Source organism: Tistrella sp., from assembly GCF_002684955.1.
Classification (GTDB): Bacteria; Pseudomonadota; Alphaproteobacteria; order Tistrellales; family Tistrellaceae; genus Tistrella; species Tistrella mobilis.
In genome coordinates, this window is record NZ_NYWI01000027.1 from 24,059 (window position 1) to 38,103 (window position 14,045).

Below are 14,045 nucleotides of genomic sequence, written 5' to 3' on the forward strand. Positions count from 1 at the left end.
CGACCGTCGGGGCGGTGGGCGAGTCATGAGCCGCGAGGTCTGCAACGGCCCGGCGGCCGCGCCCGATGCGGGCCGCCGGGGTGGCGGGCTGATCCTGCCGCTTCTTGCCGTCACCGTCTTCTTCGTCGGCGCCACCGAATTCATGCTGTCGTCGATGCTGGCGCCGCTCGCCGATGCTTTCGACACCACGCCGGCCGGGGCGGCCTGGCTGATTTCGGGCTATGCGGTCGCCTATGCGATCGCGGCCCCCGTGTTCGGCTGGCTGTCGGATCGGGTGGATCGGGGGCGGCTGCTGCTGACCGGGCTGCTGCTGTTCGCGCTCGACGGGCTGGCCATCGTCCTTGCGCCCACGCTGGGGGTGGCGGTGGCGCTCCGCATCTTCGGCGGCATCGCCTCGGCGATCCTGATCCCCACTTCCTTTGCGCTGATCGCCGAGGTGATCCCCCATCACCGCCAGGCCGGCGCGATGGGGCTGGTGATGCTGGGCATGACCGCCGGTATCGCCTTCGGGCCGGCCATGGCCGGGATCGCCACCGATCTGATCGGCTGGGCCGCCCCCTTCGTGATCACCGCCGCCGGCTGTGCCGCCGCCTTCGTCATCGGCCAGAGATGGCTGCCCGGGCGTGCCTCGGCGATGCCGCGCCGGGCGGGCGGTGCCGGCTGGCTCTGGCTGCGCAACCCGTCGATCCTGCGTCCGCTGGTCGCCAAGGGCGCCTGGAACGGCACCGGGGTCGCGGCCTTCCTGCTCTCGGGCGAGGTGCTGCGGCTGCGCTATGGGTTCGGGCCCGCCGCAGTGGGTGTCACTGTCGCTGCTTTCGGGGTGGGGCTGGGGCTCGGCAACCTCTCGGCCGGCCGGCTGCGGCGGCTTTTCGGCCGCGAAGAGCTGGTTCTGGTTCTGGTGACCCTGGTCCTTGCCCTGGCGGTGACCCTGTTCATGGCCTGGTCGCTGCCGCTCTGGGCGGCGCTGCTGTGCCTGGCGGCCTGGGGGGCGGCGCTCGGCACCGGCGCGCCGGCGGCGACGGTGGTGCTGGCCACGCGTGCCGGGCCCGACAAGGGCATGGTGCTGGCGGTGGCCGAAACCCTGAACAATGTCGCGATCCTGGCCGCCGTGCCGCTCGCCACCGTCCGGCTGGCAGAGACGGGGCCGGCCGGGGCGATGGTCGTGCTGGCCGCGGGGCTCGGCCTCGGCCTTGTCCTGACGCTGGCCGACCTCCGGCGGCGCTGACCTCAGCCGGGCAGATCCGCCACCGCCGCGCCGATCCTCTGGATCGCCTGGTGCAGCACCTCGTCGGCGGCTGCGAAAGACAGGCGCAGATGGCCCGGGCTGCCGAAGGCGGCCCCCGGGACCAGGGCGACATGGGCCTCGTCAAGCAGCCACCGCGCCACGGCGCGATCATCGTCGAGCCTGGTGCCGCTGCGTGTGCGCCGCCCGATCAGCCCGTGGATGTCGGCGAAGGCATAAAAGGCGCCGTCGGGGGCCGGGCAGCTTATGCCGTCGATCGCGTCCAGCCCAGCGGTAACCAGCCGGCGGCGGCGGTCGAACACCGCCAGATGATCGGCCAGCACGGTCTGCGGGCCGTCGAGCGCCGCGGTCGCCGCCGCCTGCGACGGCGTGGCGGCGCCGGATGTGCTCTGGCTCTGCACGGCAGCCATGGCCTGGATCAGCGGCGCGGGGCCCGCCCCCCAGCCGATCCGCCAGCCGGTCATGGCATAGGCCTTGGAGACGCCGTTGACCGTCAGCACCCGATCCGCCAGATCGGGCGCCGCTTCGGCCATGGTCACGAAGCGGCGGCCGTCATAGATGATGTGTTCATAGATGTCGTCCGACAGCACCCAGACCTGCGGATGGTCGCGAAGAACCGCCGCCAGGGCCTTGAGATCGCTCATCGAATAGACCGCGCCGCAGGGATTGGACGGCGCGTTCAGGATCAGCCAGCGGGTGTTCGGGGTGATTGCGGCCGCGAGGGCCTCAGGGGTCAGCCGGAAGCCGTCTTCGGCCCACATGCGGGGGGAAACGACCCGCCCGCCGGCCAGCGCCACCTGGTCCAGATAGGATGTCCAGAACGGCGCCGGCACGATGACCTCCTGGCCCTCGTCCAGCGTCGCCATCAGCGCATTGTGGATCACCTGCTTGGCGCCCGAGCCGACGATGATGTTGGCGGGCGTCAGATCCAGCCGGTTGTCGCGGGCATGTTTGGCGATGATCGCCGCCTTCAGCGCGGCGGTACCGGTCAGCGGCGCATAGCGCGTGGCCCCCGCTTCCACCGCCGCCGCGGCCGCGGCCCGGATATGGGCCGGGGTCGGCAGGTCCGGCTCACCCGCCGCCAGCACGATCACATCCCCGCCCATCGCCTGCGCCCGGGCGCCGATCGCCAGAATCTCCGACACGCCGATCCCGCCCAGCCGCCGGGCGGCGCGAAAGCCGTAAGAAGCCTGTCCGGCCGCCCTGGTGGCGCCGGTGGTGTCGGTGATGGACATGTCGGGTCTCCGGACGAGAAGAGCGGTGGGTAAGAAAAAGGCGGGTGCCGTGTGGTGTGGCGACCCGCCTTGCCTGTGCGTCATGGGGGGCAGATCCCCCCCTCCTCAGATATCGAAGGTCACGCCCTGGGCGAGCGGCAGCGTGCTGCCATAGTTGATGGTGTTGGTCGCCCGGCGCATATAGGCCTTCCAGGCGTCGGAACCCGCCTCGCGGCCGCCGCCGGTTTCCTTTTCGCCGCCGAAGGCGCCGCCGATTTCGGCACCCGAGGGGCCGATATTGACGTTGGCGATGCCGCAATCGGATCCGGCGGCCGACAGGAAGCGTTCGGCATCGCGCAGGTCGTTGGTGAAGATCGACGAGGCGAGGCCCTGGGGCACGTCGTTCTGGGCGGCGATCGCCTCGGCCAGATCGTCATGGCGCATCACATACAGGATCGGCGCGAAGGTCTCGTGACGGACGATATCGGCCTGGGCCGGCATTTCGACCAGGGCCGGGCGGCGATACTGGCCCTGGCCCATCACCTCGACGACCTCGCCGCCATGGACGGTGCCGCCGGCGGCGCGGGCCGCTTCCAGTGCGGCATCCATCGCGCGGGCGGCATCGGCATCGATCAGCGGCCCGACCAGCACGCCGGCCTCGCGCGGGTCGCCCACCTTCACCGAGGCATAGGCGGCCTTCAGCCGGGTGATGAAGCCGTCATAGATCGAGCCATGCAGGAACAGGCGGCGCAGCGTGGTGCAGCGCTGGCCGGCGGTGCCCATGGCGGCAAAGGCGATGCCGCGCAGCGACAGTTCCAGATCGGCCGAGGGCTGCAGGATCGCGGCATTGTTGCCGCCCAGTTCCAGGATGGCGCGGCCGAAGCGTTCCGCGACCCTGGGGCCGACCTTGCGGCCCATGGCGGTGGAGCCGGTGGCCGAAATCACCGGCACCCGGCGATCGTCGACCAGCTTTTCGCCGATCCCGCGGCCGCCGATCAGCAGCGAGGCCAGCCCCGCCGGCACCTTGCCATGGCGCTTCGCCGCCTTTTCGAACAGGGCGGTCACCGCCAGCGCGGTCAGCAGGGTCTTTTCCGACGGCTTCCAGATCACCGGGTCGCCGCAGACGAAGGCGAGTGCGGCATTCCACGACCAGACCGCGACCGGGAAGTTGAAGGCGGTGATCACGCCCACCGGGCCGATCGGGTGCCAGGTTTCCATCATCCGGTGGTCCGGGCGCTCGGTGGCGATGGTCAGGCCGTGGAGCTGGCGCGACAGGCCGACCGCGAAGTCGCAGATGTCGATCATCTCCTGAACCTCGCCCAGCCCCTCGGCAGGCACCTTGCCGGCTTCCAGGGTCACCAGCCGGCCCAGATCTTCCTTGGCGGCGCGCAGCTCTTCGCCCAGCAGGGCGACCAGCCGGCCGCGCTCGGGCGCCGGCACCAGGCGCCAGGCCTTGAAGGCCTCTGCCGCGCCGGCGATCGCCGCCTCGGCCTCGGCCGGGGTGGTGTCGGTCAGCCGGGCGATCTCGGCACCGTCCAGCGGCGAGCGGGCGATGCGGTCGCCACCGGAAAGCCGCGCCGGGTCCACCCCCAGGCGGGCGAGGACGGCACGGGCATCGTCGGCAGGGCTGAGCCGGGTCTCGGTCTCGCGGGTCATGGCGCTCTGAACTCCTGGGTCGTGATCTTGTCCGGACGCGCCGGGCCGCCTCTTCAGGGCAGGTCGACCGGCGCAATGGGCTGGCGGCATCATAGGGCGGGGCGGGGCGGCAGGCACGTGGCATTCGTGCCTGCCGGGGGGCGCACCCGATCATTCCCAAAGGAAATGATGCCGTTAAAACAATAAATTGCGGGCGGGAACTCACGTTCCGACGTCAGAACCCGCCGCATCGGGCCGATGGCCACCCATCGGCCCAGCCGCCATTGAGGCGGCGGCCAAGGCCACGGTAGTGGCCGCCCGGCGAGGGACTAACAGACTCCGGCGGCCAAGGGCGCGGCAGCGCCCGCCCGGCGAGGGGCAAACAGACTCCGGCGGCGGCCAAGGCCACGGTAGTGGCCGCCCGGCGAGGGACTAACAGACTCCTTACGCCGCCGCGGTCATCTTGAAGATCCCCTGGGCATTGCTGCTGTCGAAGCCCAGATCCAGCCGCCGGCCGGCCTCGACCGCCAGTGTCTCGGGCAGGGGGTCGCGGGTGATGAACTCATAGAAGCTGCCGGGCACGATCCGGGTGACGATATTGCCCGACGCATCGCGGAACGGGCGTTCCACCTCGGCGGCGCGATAGGCGGTCTGGCGCACCCGGCCCGAGGCCGAGACCTCGACCTTGTCCTTGATTGGCCGGCCGGCGGCGCGTTCGGCCTCGGCCAGGGCATCGACATCGGCGACGCGGTCGGTGGCATGGTTGAAGGCGTTGCCCTCGGTCGCGATCCAGGCCATTTCCGCCGACTGCGCCTTCAGCGCCTCGTAATCGGCCAGCGCCGGCACGTCGTGCTGGCGGTCGAAACAGGCGACCAGCACCGGCAGCAGGGCGGTGGCGGTCACGATGTCCAGCGTGCCTTCCGCAGCCAGCCGGTCGAGGGCCGCCGCGGCGGCGGGCGTCAGCGGATCGCGCGAACTGCCGGTCACCCGCAGCACCGCGGCCTCGAAGTCGGGGCCGAAGCGTTCGGGGTGCAGTTCGCTCACGAAGAACTGGGCGATGTCTTCGGGCAGATCCTTCTGGGCATAGGACCGGCCGGTCATCTTCAGCCGGTCGAGCGGATAATGCCCGACCTGCGCATAGCCCAGCGGCTCCAGAATGCGGGTGATCGCGGCTTCCCCGGCCGGCAGGGCGCCCTGGCCGGCCATCGCCACCGTGCGCACCGCGCCGTGATCGTGGCAGAGCGTGCCGCCGGCCGCCACCCGTTCGGCCACATAGGCCGCTGCCGCCGGCACCCGGTCGATCAGATCGGCGAAGAGCAGCATGTTCAGCGCCTGGGCGATCACGGCGCGCGAGGCGCGGTCGCCGGTGGCGCCGGCCAGTGCCGGATGCACGACCATGGTGGTCATCAGGCCGTCGGTCCGCGCGGGGCCGGCGACGGAGGCGACGAGGCGGTGGAGCACGGTCGTGTCACGGGCGGTCATCTGCACACTCATTCCTGACGGGCCGGAAAGCCCAGGCGGGGGAGGTTTCGGAAATCGGGCCGCGGGGGGTGCCCGACGTCAGGGATCGTGCGATATTGGCGGCTGGTTTGGGAAACGATGAATAATGGGGAGGTCATGAGTTTTGGGAATGATCTGCCGTCGAAGCGCGGGCTCATCCCCTCGCTCGGCGCGCTTCTGGCTTTCGAGGCCGCCGCCCGGCATGAAAGCTTCACCCGGGCGGCCACCGAGCTGAACCTCACCCAGGGCGCCGTCAGCCGCCAGATCCGCCAGATCGAGGATCAGCTCGGCCTGGCGCTGTTCGTGCGCGTGCGCCAGCGGGTCACGCTCACCGATGCCGGCCGGCTCTATCTGGGCGATGTCCGCCGCGCCCTGGTCGATCTGGGCGAGGCGACCCACCGGGTGATGGCGCTGGCCGGCCGTGGCCGGATCCTGAACCTCGCCACGCTGCCCACCTTCGCCACCCGCTGGCTGGTGCCGCGGCTGCCGGATTTTTTCGCCCGCCATCCCGACATCTCGATCAACTTCTCGACCCGGCTGTCGCCCTTCGATTTCGCGGCCGACCCTTTCGATGCCGCGATCCATTACGGCCGCGCCGACTGGGCCGGCGCCACCGCCCACCATCTGATGCGCGAGGTGATCGTGCCGGTCGCAAGCCCCGTCTGGCGCGCCGCCCATGCCCCCGACCGCCTGGAAGATCTGGCCCGCCTGCCGCTGCTCCAGCAATCCACCCGCCCGGCCGCCTGGCCGGCCTGGTTCGCGGCCCAGGGGCTGGAGGCCCCGGAAACCGTGCGCGGCATGGTCTTCGAACAATTCGCGATGATCGCCCAGGCGGCCGCCTCGGGCCTCGGCGCCGCCCTGCTGCCCCGCCTGCTGATCGAAGACGACCTCGCCACCGGCCGCCTGGAGGTGCTGTTCGACCGCGCCATCGTCCCCGACGAGGCCTATTGGATCGTCATCCCCGACGCCAAGGCCGGCCAGCCGGCGGTGGAGGCGTTCCGGCGGTGGATTGTGGGGGCGGCGGGGCATTCCGAGGGCGGGTCGTAACAAATCGTGGACGGCCCTCGCATGCGGGATCTTCCCGCCCCACACTGATGTTGAACAAGGCGGGGACACATCCGCCCTGAATGAACAACGGAGCATCGAGCGCCATGATCAAGACGATGTTGGGAGCGGCCGGCACACCCGCGCTGGCGGTGGAGACCGTCCCGGCCCTGAGAGAGGTGCGGGTGGGGGAGGTGCTGGATGGGGTGGTGGAGATCGAAGGCGGCGTTGCCGCCCTGCATATCGCGCGGGTGACGCTGGATCTGGTGGTCAGGGCCCTGATCCATCCCGATCCGCGCCGGCAGCCGAAAGCTGAGGGGGAGGCGGGTGAGGGGGAGCACGCACCCGAGCCCCATCACGGGCTGATCATGATCGCTGCCGAGACCATCGCCACCGATCTGAGGCTCGATCCCGGCCAGCTGCTGGCCCTGCCGTTCGCGATCGAGATCCCGGCCCATGCGCCGCTGTCGCTGGGTGTGTCCACCGCCGGGCTGCGCACGCGGGTGGAGGTGGATGGTGCCCAGGACGGGGCCGATGGTGATGCCATCCGCATCCTGCCCGACCGCTGGACGGGTGCGGTGCTCGATGCCATGGAACATCTGGATTTCCGCCTGGCCGAGGCCGAGGTGGAGCATGTGCCGGGCGATCCCTGCCCCTTTTTCCAGACCTTCGTCTTCCGGCCGATGTCGCTGCGCGATCTGCGGGTGGAATGCATCGACCTCGCCTTCCGCCCCCGGGATCATGGCGTGCATGTCGACATGGTGGTCGACAATCGCGGCAGCCTGTTCACCGCCGCCCGCGAGGGCCGGGTCGGGCTCGATATCGACGACGAACTGCTCGACATGGGCACCGATGCCGTGGCCGATCTGCTGCGGGAGGAAATCGACCGGCTCAAAGGCCCGATCGTCGCCTGAGCAGGGCGGCTGCGATCCGGATTCGTGCGGTCTGCGAACATCGACCGCAGATCATGCACATCATCTTGACCACAGGTGGGTTCGACCGTGAGATGGGCGCATCCCTGGCCCATACGGAACCCCGCACCATGATCGACAAACAGGTCCCCGACCCCGCCGCCGCGGTGGCCGACATCCCCGACGGCGCCACCGTCCTGATCGGCGGCTTCGGCGAGGCCGGCAGCCCGATCGAGCTGATCCATGCGCTGATCGACCAGGGCGCTCGCGATCTGGTGGTGGTCAACAACAACACCGGCAATGGCCGGGTCGGTCTGGCGGCGCTGATCGGCGCCGGCCGGGTGCGCAGGATGATCTGCTCCTACCCGCGCTCGTCGAATTCCGAAACCTTCCCCGATCTGTACCGGGCGGGAAAGATCGAGCTGGAACTCGTCCCCCAGGGCACGCTGGCCGAGCGGATCCGCGCGGGCGGCGCCGGCATTCCCGCCTTCTTCACTGCCACCGGCGTCGGCACCGTGCTGGCCGAGGGCAAGGAGGTGCGCGAGATCCGCGGCCGCCGCTATGTGCTGGAAGAGGCGATCACCGCCGATTACGCCCTGGTGCGGGCCGAGCGCGCCGACCGGCTGGGCAATCTGGTCTACAACAAGGCGGCGCGCAATTTCGGCCCGATCATGTGCCAGGCGGCCCGGGTCGCCATCGTCCAGGTCCGCGAGATCGTCGCCGCCGGCGCCATCGATCCGGAACACGTCATCACCCCCGGCATCTTCGTCGACCGGGTGGTCGCCATCGCCGATCCGGCGCAGGAATCCGTGCTGGTCGCCCGGGGGGAGCAGTATCCATGACCATCGCCACCAGCACCTTCCCCCGCGGCATCTCCCGCGATGCCATGGCCCGCCGCGCGGCGCTGGACATCCCCGACGGCGCCGTGGTCAATCTGGGCATCGGCATTCCGGAACTGGTTGCGGGCCATGTGCCGGCCGGGCGCGAGGTGATCTATCACACCGAAAACGGCATTCTGGGCTTCGGCCCGCCGCCCCCGTCCGGGGCTGAAGATCCCGAGCTGATCAATGCCGGCAAGAAGCCGGTCACCCTGCTGCCGGGTGCCGCCTTCTTCCATCATGCCGACAGTTTCGCGATGATCCGCGGCGGCCATATCGACATCTGCATCCTGGGCGCCATGCAGGTTGCGGCCAATGGCGACCTCGCCAACTGGTCGACCGGGGCCGCCGATGCGGTGCCGGCGGTGGGCGGGGCGATGGATCTGGTGGCCGGGGTCCGCAAGGTCTTCGTCATCACCGAGCATGTCACCCGCGATGGTGCGCCCAAGCTGCTCGATGCCTGCACCTATCCGTTGACCGGCGCCGGGGTCGTCCACCGCATCTTCACCAATCTGGCGGTCATCGACGTGACACCCGCGGGCTTCCTGCTGCGCGAACATGCGCCGGACGTCTCCGTCGACACCATCCGCGCGCTCACCGGCGCGCCGCTGGCGCTGGCCGAGGATCTGCGGCCCATCATCTGATGGCGGTGCGGTAGGCGGCGACCAGCGCTGCCACCGCCCGGCCGCTCTGGCCCTCCCGGTCGCGGCTGTGCAGCACCACCGGCAGCCGCGGCAGGCGGGGCAGGCCCAGCCGTTTCCCCACATCCACCGCCCCCATCGGCACCATGCGCGGCGACAGGGCGGCGATGCCGAGCCCGGCGGTGACGGCGGCCGCGACCGCCGTCACGCCGCCGCCGGTGAAAACCTCGGTCCAGGCGATGCCCGCCTGATCCAGCAGCGCACCCGCCAGCACCCGCACGCCGCAGGGTTCGGGCATGGTCGCGATCGGCAGCGGCTCGCCCGGCCGGTGCTGCCAGCGGCCGGCGGCGAACCAGCCGAAGCGTTCCCGGGCGATGATCTCGCCATCGTCGCGGCCGTCCTGGAAACGCACGATCACCGTGTCGATCTCGCGCCGGTCGAAGCCGCGCAGCAGCTCGCCCGAAGATCCGATGCGGATGCCGATCGACAGCTGCGGATCCTCGGCATTCATCCGCGCGATCAGCAGCGGCAGTTCCGGCCCCGCAACATGGTCGCTGATGCCGATGGCCAGATGCCGCCGCGCGGGCGCCACCGCCGCACAGGCCCGGTCATGGGCGGCCAGCAGGGCGCGGGCCTGCTCCAGAAAGGCCAGGCCGCGGGCCGACAGTTCCACATGCCGTGGCGTGCGCTCGACCAGCCGGCAGCCAAGCCGCTCCTCCAGCCGTTTCAGCTTCAGGCTGATCGCCGACTGCGTGGTGCGCCCGGCTTCCGCGGCGCGGGTGAAGCTGCCGTAATCGGCGATGCGCACGAAGGCCTGAACGGCGTCGAGGTCGAGCGGGCGGTCGGCCATGCGGTCCTGTCATTTCAAATTGTCATTTCTGATATCGCAATTCATAGGATATCGAAATGATCGGGGCAGGGCTAGCCTTGGGGCCATCACCCCACATGATCAGGAGGCCACCCCATGCCGCTGGTTCACATCTCGCTGCGCTCAGGCAAGCCCGAGGCCTGGCGCCAGGCCATTTTCGACGGCGTCTATCAGGCCCTGCGCGACACCTTCGACGTGCCCGAGGACGATCAGTTCATGGCGATCCACGAGCACGAGCCCGCCAATTTCCGCTACGGCGCCCGGTGCTTCGGCATCGAGCGCAGCGACGACCTGGTCTATATCCAGCTGACGGTGAACAACACCCGCACCACCGACCAGAAAAAGGCGCTCTACCGCCGCATGGCCGGGCTTCTGGCCGAAAATCCGGGGCTCAGGCCCCAGGATGTGTTCATCAACCTGGTCGAGGTGCAGAAGGAGAACTGGTCCACCGGCAACGGCCTCGCCACCTTCATCTGAGGTGTCGAGGCGAACCTCATCCTGCCCCGGTGGTCCGCCCGACGACGAGCATTACAGCAGCAGCGTTGAGGGGGATTTTCCGGCGAGCCGATGGTGGCCCCGACATCCTTTGTCAGCCTTCTGTTGCGATTTGTCCAGGCGACAGTCCGCCCGACGTGCCATTGGCGGAGCAGAATCTGGAAGCCTGTCCGACCTTGCTTTCTGAAGACCTTGATGGTGATGCAGATCGCGCCGCCGGCCCGTTCGCGGGGCAGAGGCGCCCTCGGCGGAGGCCGGCTGGGCGAGGCGGAACTGTCAGGTGATTACCCTCTCTGTACAGGAAGGGCGGCGTCGCAATCCTGAACCTCCTCTGTATGACGAGGATGTGCCCATTGGCATCTATCATGGCATGACGTTTCCGGGCCTGGCTTTTATCTGCGGCATCATAGCCGCGCGGGCCGCAGGACTCTGTGGTCTCGATGCTCTGGTTGTTGACAATTACAGCGGACAGGCGGGCCTCATAGCATAGGACGTAGAAGATTGCGTTCATGATATCCTGCATCGGTCACCGATGCGGACGGCCTGTCCTGGGTGGGGCGACATGAACGGGCGCGGCCCTCTACCTCCTTTTTCGGCTTCGAGCCTGCCTCTGAGTATAAAGGTGAGGCGAACATGACGATCGACTTAAAGGCTGCGATCAGGAAGTGGGCGATCGACACGCTTCCCTACGATCATAGCGATGCCGATATTGCTGCCGAGTTCAAACGCAAAGGCGCCACCGAGTTGCTGATCATCTACCATAATTGGATGTCGCGGCACATCTTTGCAATGCCCAGGAAAGTGCACATATCGGCAGCCTATGAAGCCAACCCCACCACCACTCAGCGAAAGACCGATCTCGATGCATTAATAGAGAAAATCGAGAAGGGTAACGATTTAACCCCCCATTTGAGTACGCGTGTCAATATATCTCTGGACTCCTTAAGCAAAAAAATAAATAGACGAAAACATTTGGATCTAATGTTGATTGAATGGGAGGTTCACCATCTCCATATCTCCCAGAAAATGCGATCAGATGGTTTTGTTGAGCGAGGTAATCCGCTACTCTTTGCCGTATTTCATGTATTTGATGCTTACCTGATCGACGTGATGACTCATGACGATTTCAATCGTGACCACATCTTGGAAATCATGGTCCGGGAGTTTCCTGACGCTGGCCTGATCCATGAGTTGAAGGTAGGCCCCGGTGAGGAGATGCGAGGTTTGGTGAGAAGACACAATGAGAATGAACGTACCGTCTTGCGTAACGCAGGGATTAATACATTGGTGGAGATCGATGGCAAGGTCTACAAGCCGGCTGGCGGCATCACTGCGGCTGGGACATCAGTCCGTGCGTCCATGGCGGCGGACGCGGTCATACGGGCAACCGAACGTCTGGACGCGTCCCTGGTTAACGACCGTGCGCAGTTCCAGCGGCTCGCTCAGGATCACGGCCTCATCTGGCCTTCCGATCCGACTTTCGAGTTCGGCCTGCTGAAGCCAAGGGGACTGGCATTCAAGGAACTGTCAACCAACCTTGCGTTTATCATAGCATGAAATCAATATTGACGGTGCGATATCTCTCCTATCGATGGCAGGTAATTTAGCCAAATAGCTATCCAAACGGTCTGCCGCCCCTGTCGGCCCCCTGCGCCCATCCGCTCCACGCCCGGGGCGGGCGGCCCATCACCCGCTTGAAGGCGGTGCTGAAGGCGCTGTCCGACCAGTAGCCCAGATCGGGCGCGATCACCGAGACCGGGTCGCCGGTCGTCTCCAGCCGGTCGGCCGCCAGCAGCATGCGCCAGCGGGTCAGATATTCCATCGGCGTCTCGCCCGCGGTTTCGCGGAAGCGGGCGGCGAAGGCCGATCGCGACATGCCGGCCGCGGCGGCCAGGTCCTGCACCGTCCAGCGCCGGGCGGGATCGGCATGCATGGCGCCGATCGCCGCCGCCATCTGCGGATCCGCCAATGCAAAGAACCAGCCTGTGCGGGTGGGACCCGCCTCGGTCATGCACAGGCGCAGCGCCTGGACCAGCATCATATGGGCCAGATGGCGGGCGATCAGCTGGCTGCCGGGGCGGGGGGCGTGCAGCTCGTCGATCATCCGCTCCACCGCCCAGCGCAGCGCCTCGCGATCCGCCGGGGCATGAACATGCAACACCGGCGGCAGGCTCGCCAGCAGCAGCCGGGCGCGGCCGGCATCGACCGCAAACCGGCTGCCGACCAGGAACATGCCGCCGCCGCCGCCCAGCCGCACCACGCCCTGATCCCGCTGCACGGGGAAAATCTCTCTGGATGAAACCGGCGGCAGGGCCGGATCGCTCGCCAGGATGAACGACCGGCCGCTCGGCATCACGAAGCTCTCGCCGGTGTCGAGCCATAGCGGCCCGGGCAGACCGTCGACGACCAGCCAGCAACCGCCCCGGGTGATGGCATAGCATTTTATATAGCCCTGCTGGTCGTCGAAGCGCACGGCCCAGTCGCCGCCGGTATCGAAACCGGCCGAGACATAGCTCTTCGGGCGGAGCAGGGAGAGGATGTCGGAGAGCGGGTCCATCACGCGGCCTCTTGGGGGCTGGGATCGCCGCTTCGGGACGATCGCGAAGATATTATGGAGGCTGCAGCATGGATCGTCCATGGGGTCGGGCCTATCCTGCGGCCTCGGTGTTTTACCGATCCTGCAGCTTTGCGAGGTTGCCATGCATGTCTTCGTCACCGGTGCCACGGGCTTCGTCGGCACCGCGGTCGTCCGCGAACTCCTTGAGGCCGGTCATCGGGTCTCGGGCCTTGCCCGCTCTGATACCGCCGCCGCCGTACTCGCCGGGGCTGGCGTCACGCCGGTCCGTGGGGATCTCCGCGACACCGCCGGGCTTGCCGCGGCGGCGGGGGCGGCGGATGGGGTGATCCATGCCGGTTTCATCCACGACTTCACCGACTACGTCGCGAACTGCGAAATCGATCGTGCCGCGGTGCGGGCGCTCGGGGCGGCGCTGGCCGGCAGCGACCGGCCGCTGATCGTCACCTCGGGCATCGGCGTGCTGCCCCAGGGGCGGCTCTGCACCGAAGACGACGCCCCGCGTGCCGGATCGGGCGCCCTGCCGCGCGTCGCCTCGGAAGAGGCCGCCGCCGAGGCGCTGGCCGCCGGCGCCAGGGTCATGGTGCTGCGCCTGCCGCCCTCGGTCCATGGGGCCGGCGACCATGGTTTCGTGCCGATGCTGATCGACATCGCCCGCCAGCGCGGCGCCTCGGCCTGGATCGGTGACGGCGCCAATCTCTGGCCGGCGGTGGCGCGCGCCGATGCCGCCCGGCTCTATCGCCAGGCGCTGGAGGGGGGAGAGGCCGGCGCCCGCTATCACGCCGTCGCCGAACCGGGCATCGCCTTCCGCGACATCGCGACCGCGATCGGCGAGGGGCTGGGCCTGCCCCTGCGCTCGGTCACACCCGACGAGGCACCGGCCCATTTCGCCTGGTTCACCCATTTCGCCGCGATGGACGTGCCGGCCTCGGCCACGATCACCCGCGACAGCCTGGGCTGGGTGCCGACGGGGCCGGGGCTGCTTCACGACATCCGGACGGCGGGTTACTTCGCCCGATGATGAACGCGGTGCACAAGGGC

The 14,045-nt window shown here is 68.6% G+C and carries 13 protein-coding genes; 8 read left to right on the forward strand and 5 right to left on the reverse strand.

Annotated elements, in window-relative coordinates:
- Positions 1-25: 25 nt before the first annotated feature.
- The gene (locus CMO28_RS06535; protein ID WP_296711375.1) at positions 26-1,225 is read left to right on the forward strand and encodes an MFS transporter; all 1,200 of its coding nucleotides are present in this window, start codon (positions 26-28) and stop codon (positions 1,223-1,225) included.
- A 2-nt stretch (positions 1,226-1,227) separates the two neighbouring features.
- Here the strand turns inward: CMO28_RS06535 and CMO28_RS06540 are convergent, their stop codons facing one another.
- The 3 genes from CMO28_RS06540 to CMO28_RS06550 form a co-directional block, all read right to left on the reverse strand.
- Positions 1,228-2,478, reverse strand: a complete 1,251-nt coding sequence (locus CMO28_RS06540) for a pyridoxal phosphate-dependent aminotransferase (protein WP_296711378.1) — start codon at positions 2,476-2,478, stop codon at positions 1,228-1,230.
- A gap of 105 nt (positions 2,479-2,583) precedes the next feature.
- Positions 2,584-4,113: an aldehyde dehydrogenase family protein gene (locus CMO28_RS06545; RefSeq protein ID WP_296711380.1), complete on the reverse strand. Its 1,530-nt coding sequence runs from the start codon at positions 4,111-4,113 to the stop codon at positions 2,584-2,586.
- Positions 4,114-4,536: 423 nt separating this feature from the next.
- The gene (locus CMO28_RS06550; protein ID WP_296711383.1) at positions 4,537-5,574 is read right to left on the reverse strand and encodes a DUF1338 domain-containing protein; all 1,038 of its coding nucleotides are present in this window, start codon (positions 5,572-5,574) and stop codon (positions 4,537-4,539) included.
- Positions 5,575-5,709: 135 nt separating this feature from the next.
- Between CMO28_RS06550 and gcvA the strand changes: the two genes are divergently transcribed.
- From gcvA to CMO28_RS06570, 4 genes are all read left to right on the forward strand, one after another.
- Complete coding sequence (gene gcvA, locus CMO28_RS06555) at positions 5,710-6,639, forward strand: transcriptional regulator GcvA (RefSeq protein WP_296711385.1); 930 nt, start codon at positions 5,710-5,712, stop codon at positions 6,637-6,639.
- A 104-nt stretch (positions 6,640-6,743) separates the two neighbouring features.
- Positions 6,744-7,550, forward strand: coding sequence for a sporulation protein (locus tag CMO28_RS06560; protein WP_296711387.1), 807 nt, complete (start codon positions 6,744-6,746; stop codon positions 7,548-7,550).
- A 128-nt stretch (positions 7,551-7,678) separates the two neighbouring features.
- Entirely contained in the window at positions 7,679-8,389 is a 711-nt protein-coding gene (locus CMO28_RS06565; protein ID WP_296711390.1) for a 3-oxoacid CoA-transferase subunit A, read from the forward strand.
- A complete protein-coding gene (locus CMO28_RS06570) occupies positions 8,386-9,069 on the forward strand; it encodes a 3-oxoacid CoA-transferase subunit B (protein WP_296711392.1) in 684 nt (227 codons plus the stop codon). Before CMO28_RS06565 ends, CMO28_RS06570 begins: the two co-directional genes overlap by 4 nt.
- On the opposite strand, the gene CMO28_RS06575 is transcribed toward CMO28_RS06570, so the two are convergent.
- Positions 9,062-9,916, reverse strand: a complete 855-nt coding sequence (locus CMO28_RS06575; RefSeq protein ID WP_296711399.1) for a LysR family transcriptional regulator — start codon at positions 9,914-9,916, stop codon at positions 9,062-9,064. The genes CMO28_RS06570 and CMO28_RS06575 overlap by 8 nt on opposite strands.
- Positions 9,917-10,030: 114 nt before the next feature.
- Between CMO28_RS06575 and CMO28_RS06580 the strand changes: the two genes are divergently transcribed.
- Both CMO28_RS06580 and CMO28_RS06590 read left to right on the forward strand, forming a co-directional pair.
- Positions 10,031-10,411, forward strand: a complete 381-nt coding sequence (locus CMO28_RS06580; protein WP_062766567.1) for a tautomerase family protein — start codon at positions 10,031-10,033, stop codon at positions 10,409-10,411.
- Positions 10,412-11,062: 651 nt separating this feature from the next.
- The gene (locus CMO28_RS06590; RefSeq protein WP_296711406.1) at positions 11,063-11,986 is read left to right on the forward strand and encodes a hypothetical protein; all 924 of its coding nucleotides are present in this window, start codon (positions 11,063-11,065) and stop codon (positions 11,984-11,986) included.
- Between the two features lie 58 nt (positions 11,987-12,044).
- Here CMO28_RS06590 and CMO28_RS06595 read toward each other — a convergent pair whose 3' ends face one another.
- Positions 12,045-12,986, reverse strand: a complete 942-nt coding sequence (locus tag CMO28_RS06595; RefSeq protein ID WP_296711409.1) for an AraC family transcriptional regulator — start codon at positions 12,984-12,986, stop codon at positions 12,045-12,047.
- Between the two features lie 142 nt (positions 12,987-13,128).
- On the opposite strand from CMO28_RS06595, the gene CMO28_RS06600 reads away from it, so the two are divergent.
- The gene (locus tag CMO28_RS06600) at positions 13,129-14,025 is read left to right on the forward strand and encodes an SDR family oxidoreductase (RefSeq protein WP_296711412.1); all 897 of its coding nucleotides are present in this window, start codon (positions 13,129-13,131) and stop codon (positions 14,023-14,025) included.
- Positions 14,026-14,045: the final 20 nt, after the last annotated feature.

Coding starts and splice junctions, on each gene's coding strand:
- CMO28_RS06535 (WP_296711375.1), top strand. CDS start 26: ATGAGCCGCGAGGTCTGCAACGGCCCGGCGGCCGCGCCCGATGCGGGC.
- CMO28_RS06540 (WP_296711378.1), bottom strand. CDS start 2,478: ATGTCCATCACCGACACCACCGGCGCCACCAGGGCGGCCGGACAGGCT.
- CMO28_RS06545 (WP_296711380.1), bottom strand. CDS start 4,113: ATGACCCGCGAGACCGAGACCCGGCTCAGCCCTGCCGACGATGCCCGT.
- CMO28_RS06550 (WP_296711383.1), bottom strand. CDS start 5,574: ATGACCGCCCGTGACACGACCGTGCTCCACCGCCTCGTCGCCTCCGTC.
- gcvA (WP_296711385.1), top strand. CDS start 5,710: ATGAGTTTTGGGAATGATCTGCCGTCGAAGCGCGGGCTCATCCCCTCG.
- CMO28_RS06560 (WP_296711387.1), top strand. CDS start 6,744: ATGATCAAGACGATGTTGGGAGCGGCCGGCACACCCGCGCTGGCGGTG.
- CMO28_RS06565 (WP_296711390.1), top strand. CDS start 7,679: ATGATCGACAAACAGGTCCCCGACCCCGCCGCCGCGGTGGCCGACATC.
- CMO28_RS06570 (WP_296711392.1), top strand. CDS start 8,386: ATGACCATCGCCACCAGCACCTTCCCCCGCGGCATCTCCCGCGATGCC.
- CMO28_RS06575 (WP_296711399.1), bottom strand. CDS start 9,916: ATGGCCGACCGCCCGCTCGACCTCGACGCCGTTCAGGCCTTCGTGCGC.
- CMO28_RS06580 (WP_062766567.1), top strand. CDS start 10,031: ATGCCGCTGGTTCACATCTCGCTGCGCTCAGGCAAGCCCGAGGCCTGG.
- CMO28_RS06590 (WP_296711406.1), top strand. CDS start 11,063: ATGACGATCGACTTAAAGGCTGCGATCAGGAAGTGGGCGATCGACACG.
- CMO28_RS06595 (WP_296711409.1), bottom strand. CDS start 12,986: ATGGACCCGCTCTCCGACATCCTCTCCCTGCTCCGCCCGAAGAGCTAT.
- CMO28_RS06600 (WP_296711412.1), top strand. CDS start 13,129: ATGCATGTCTTCGTCACCGGTGCCACGGGCTTCGTCGGCACCGCGGTC.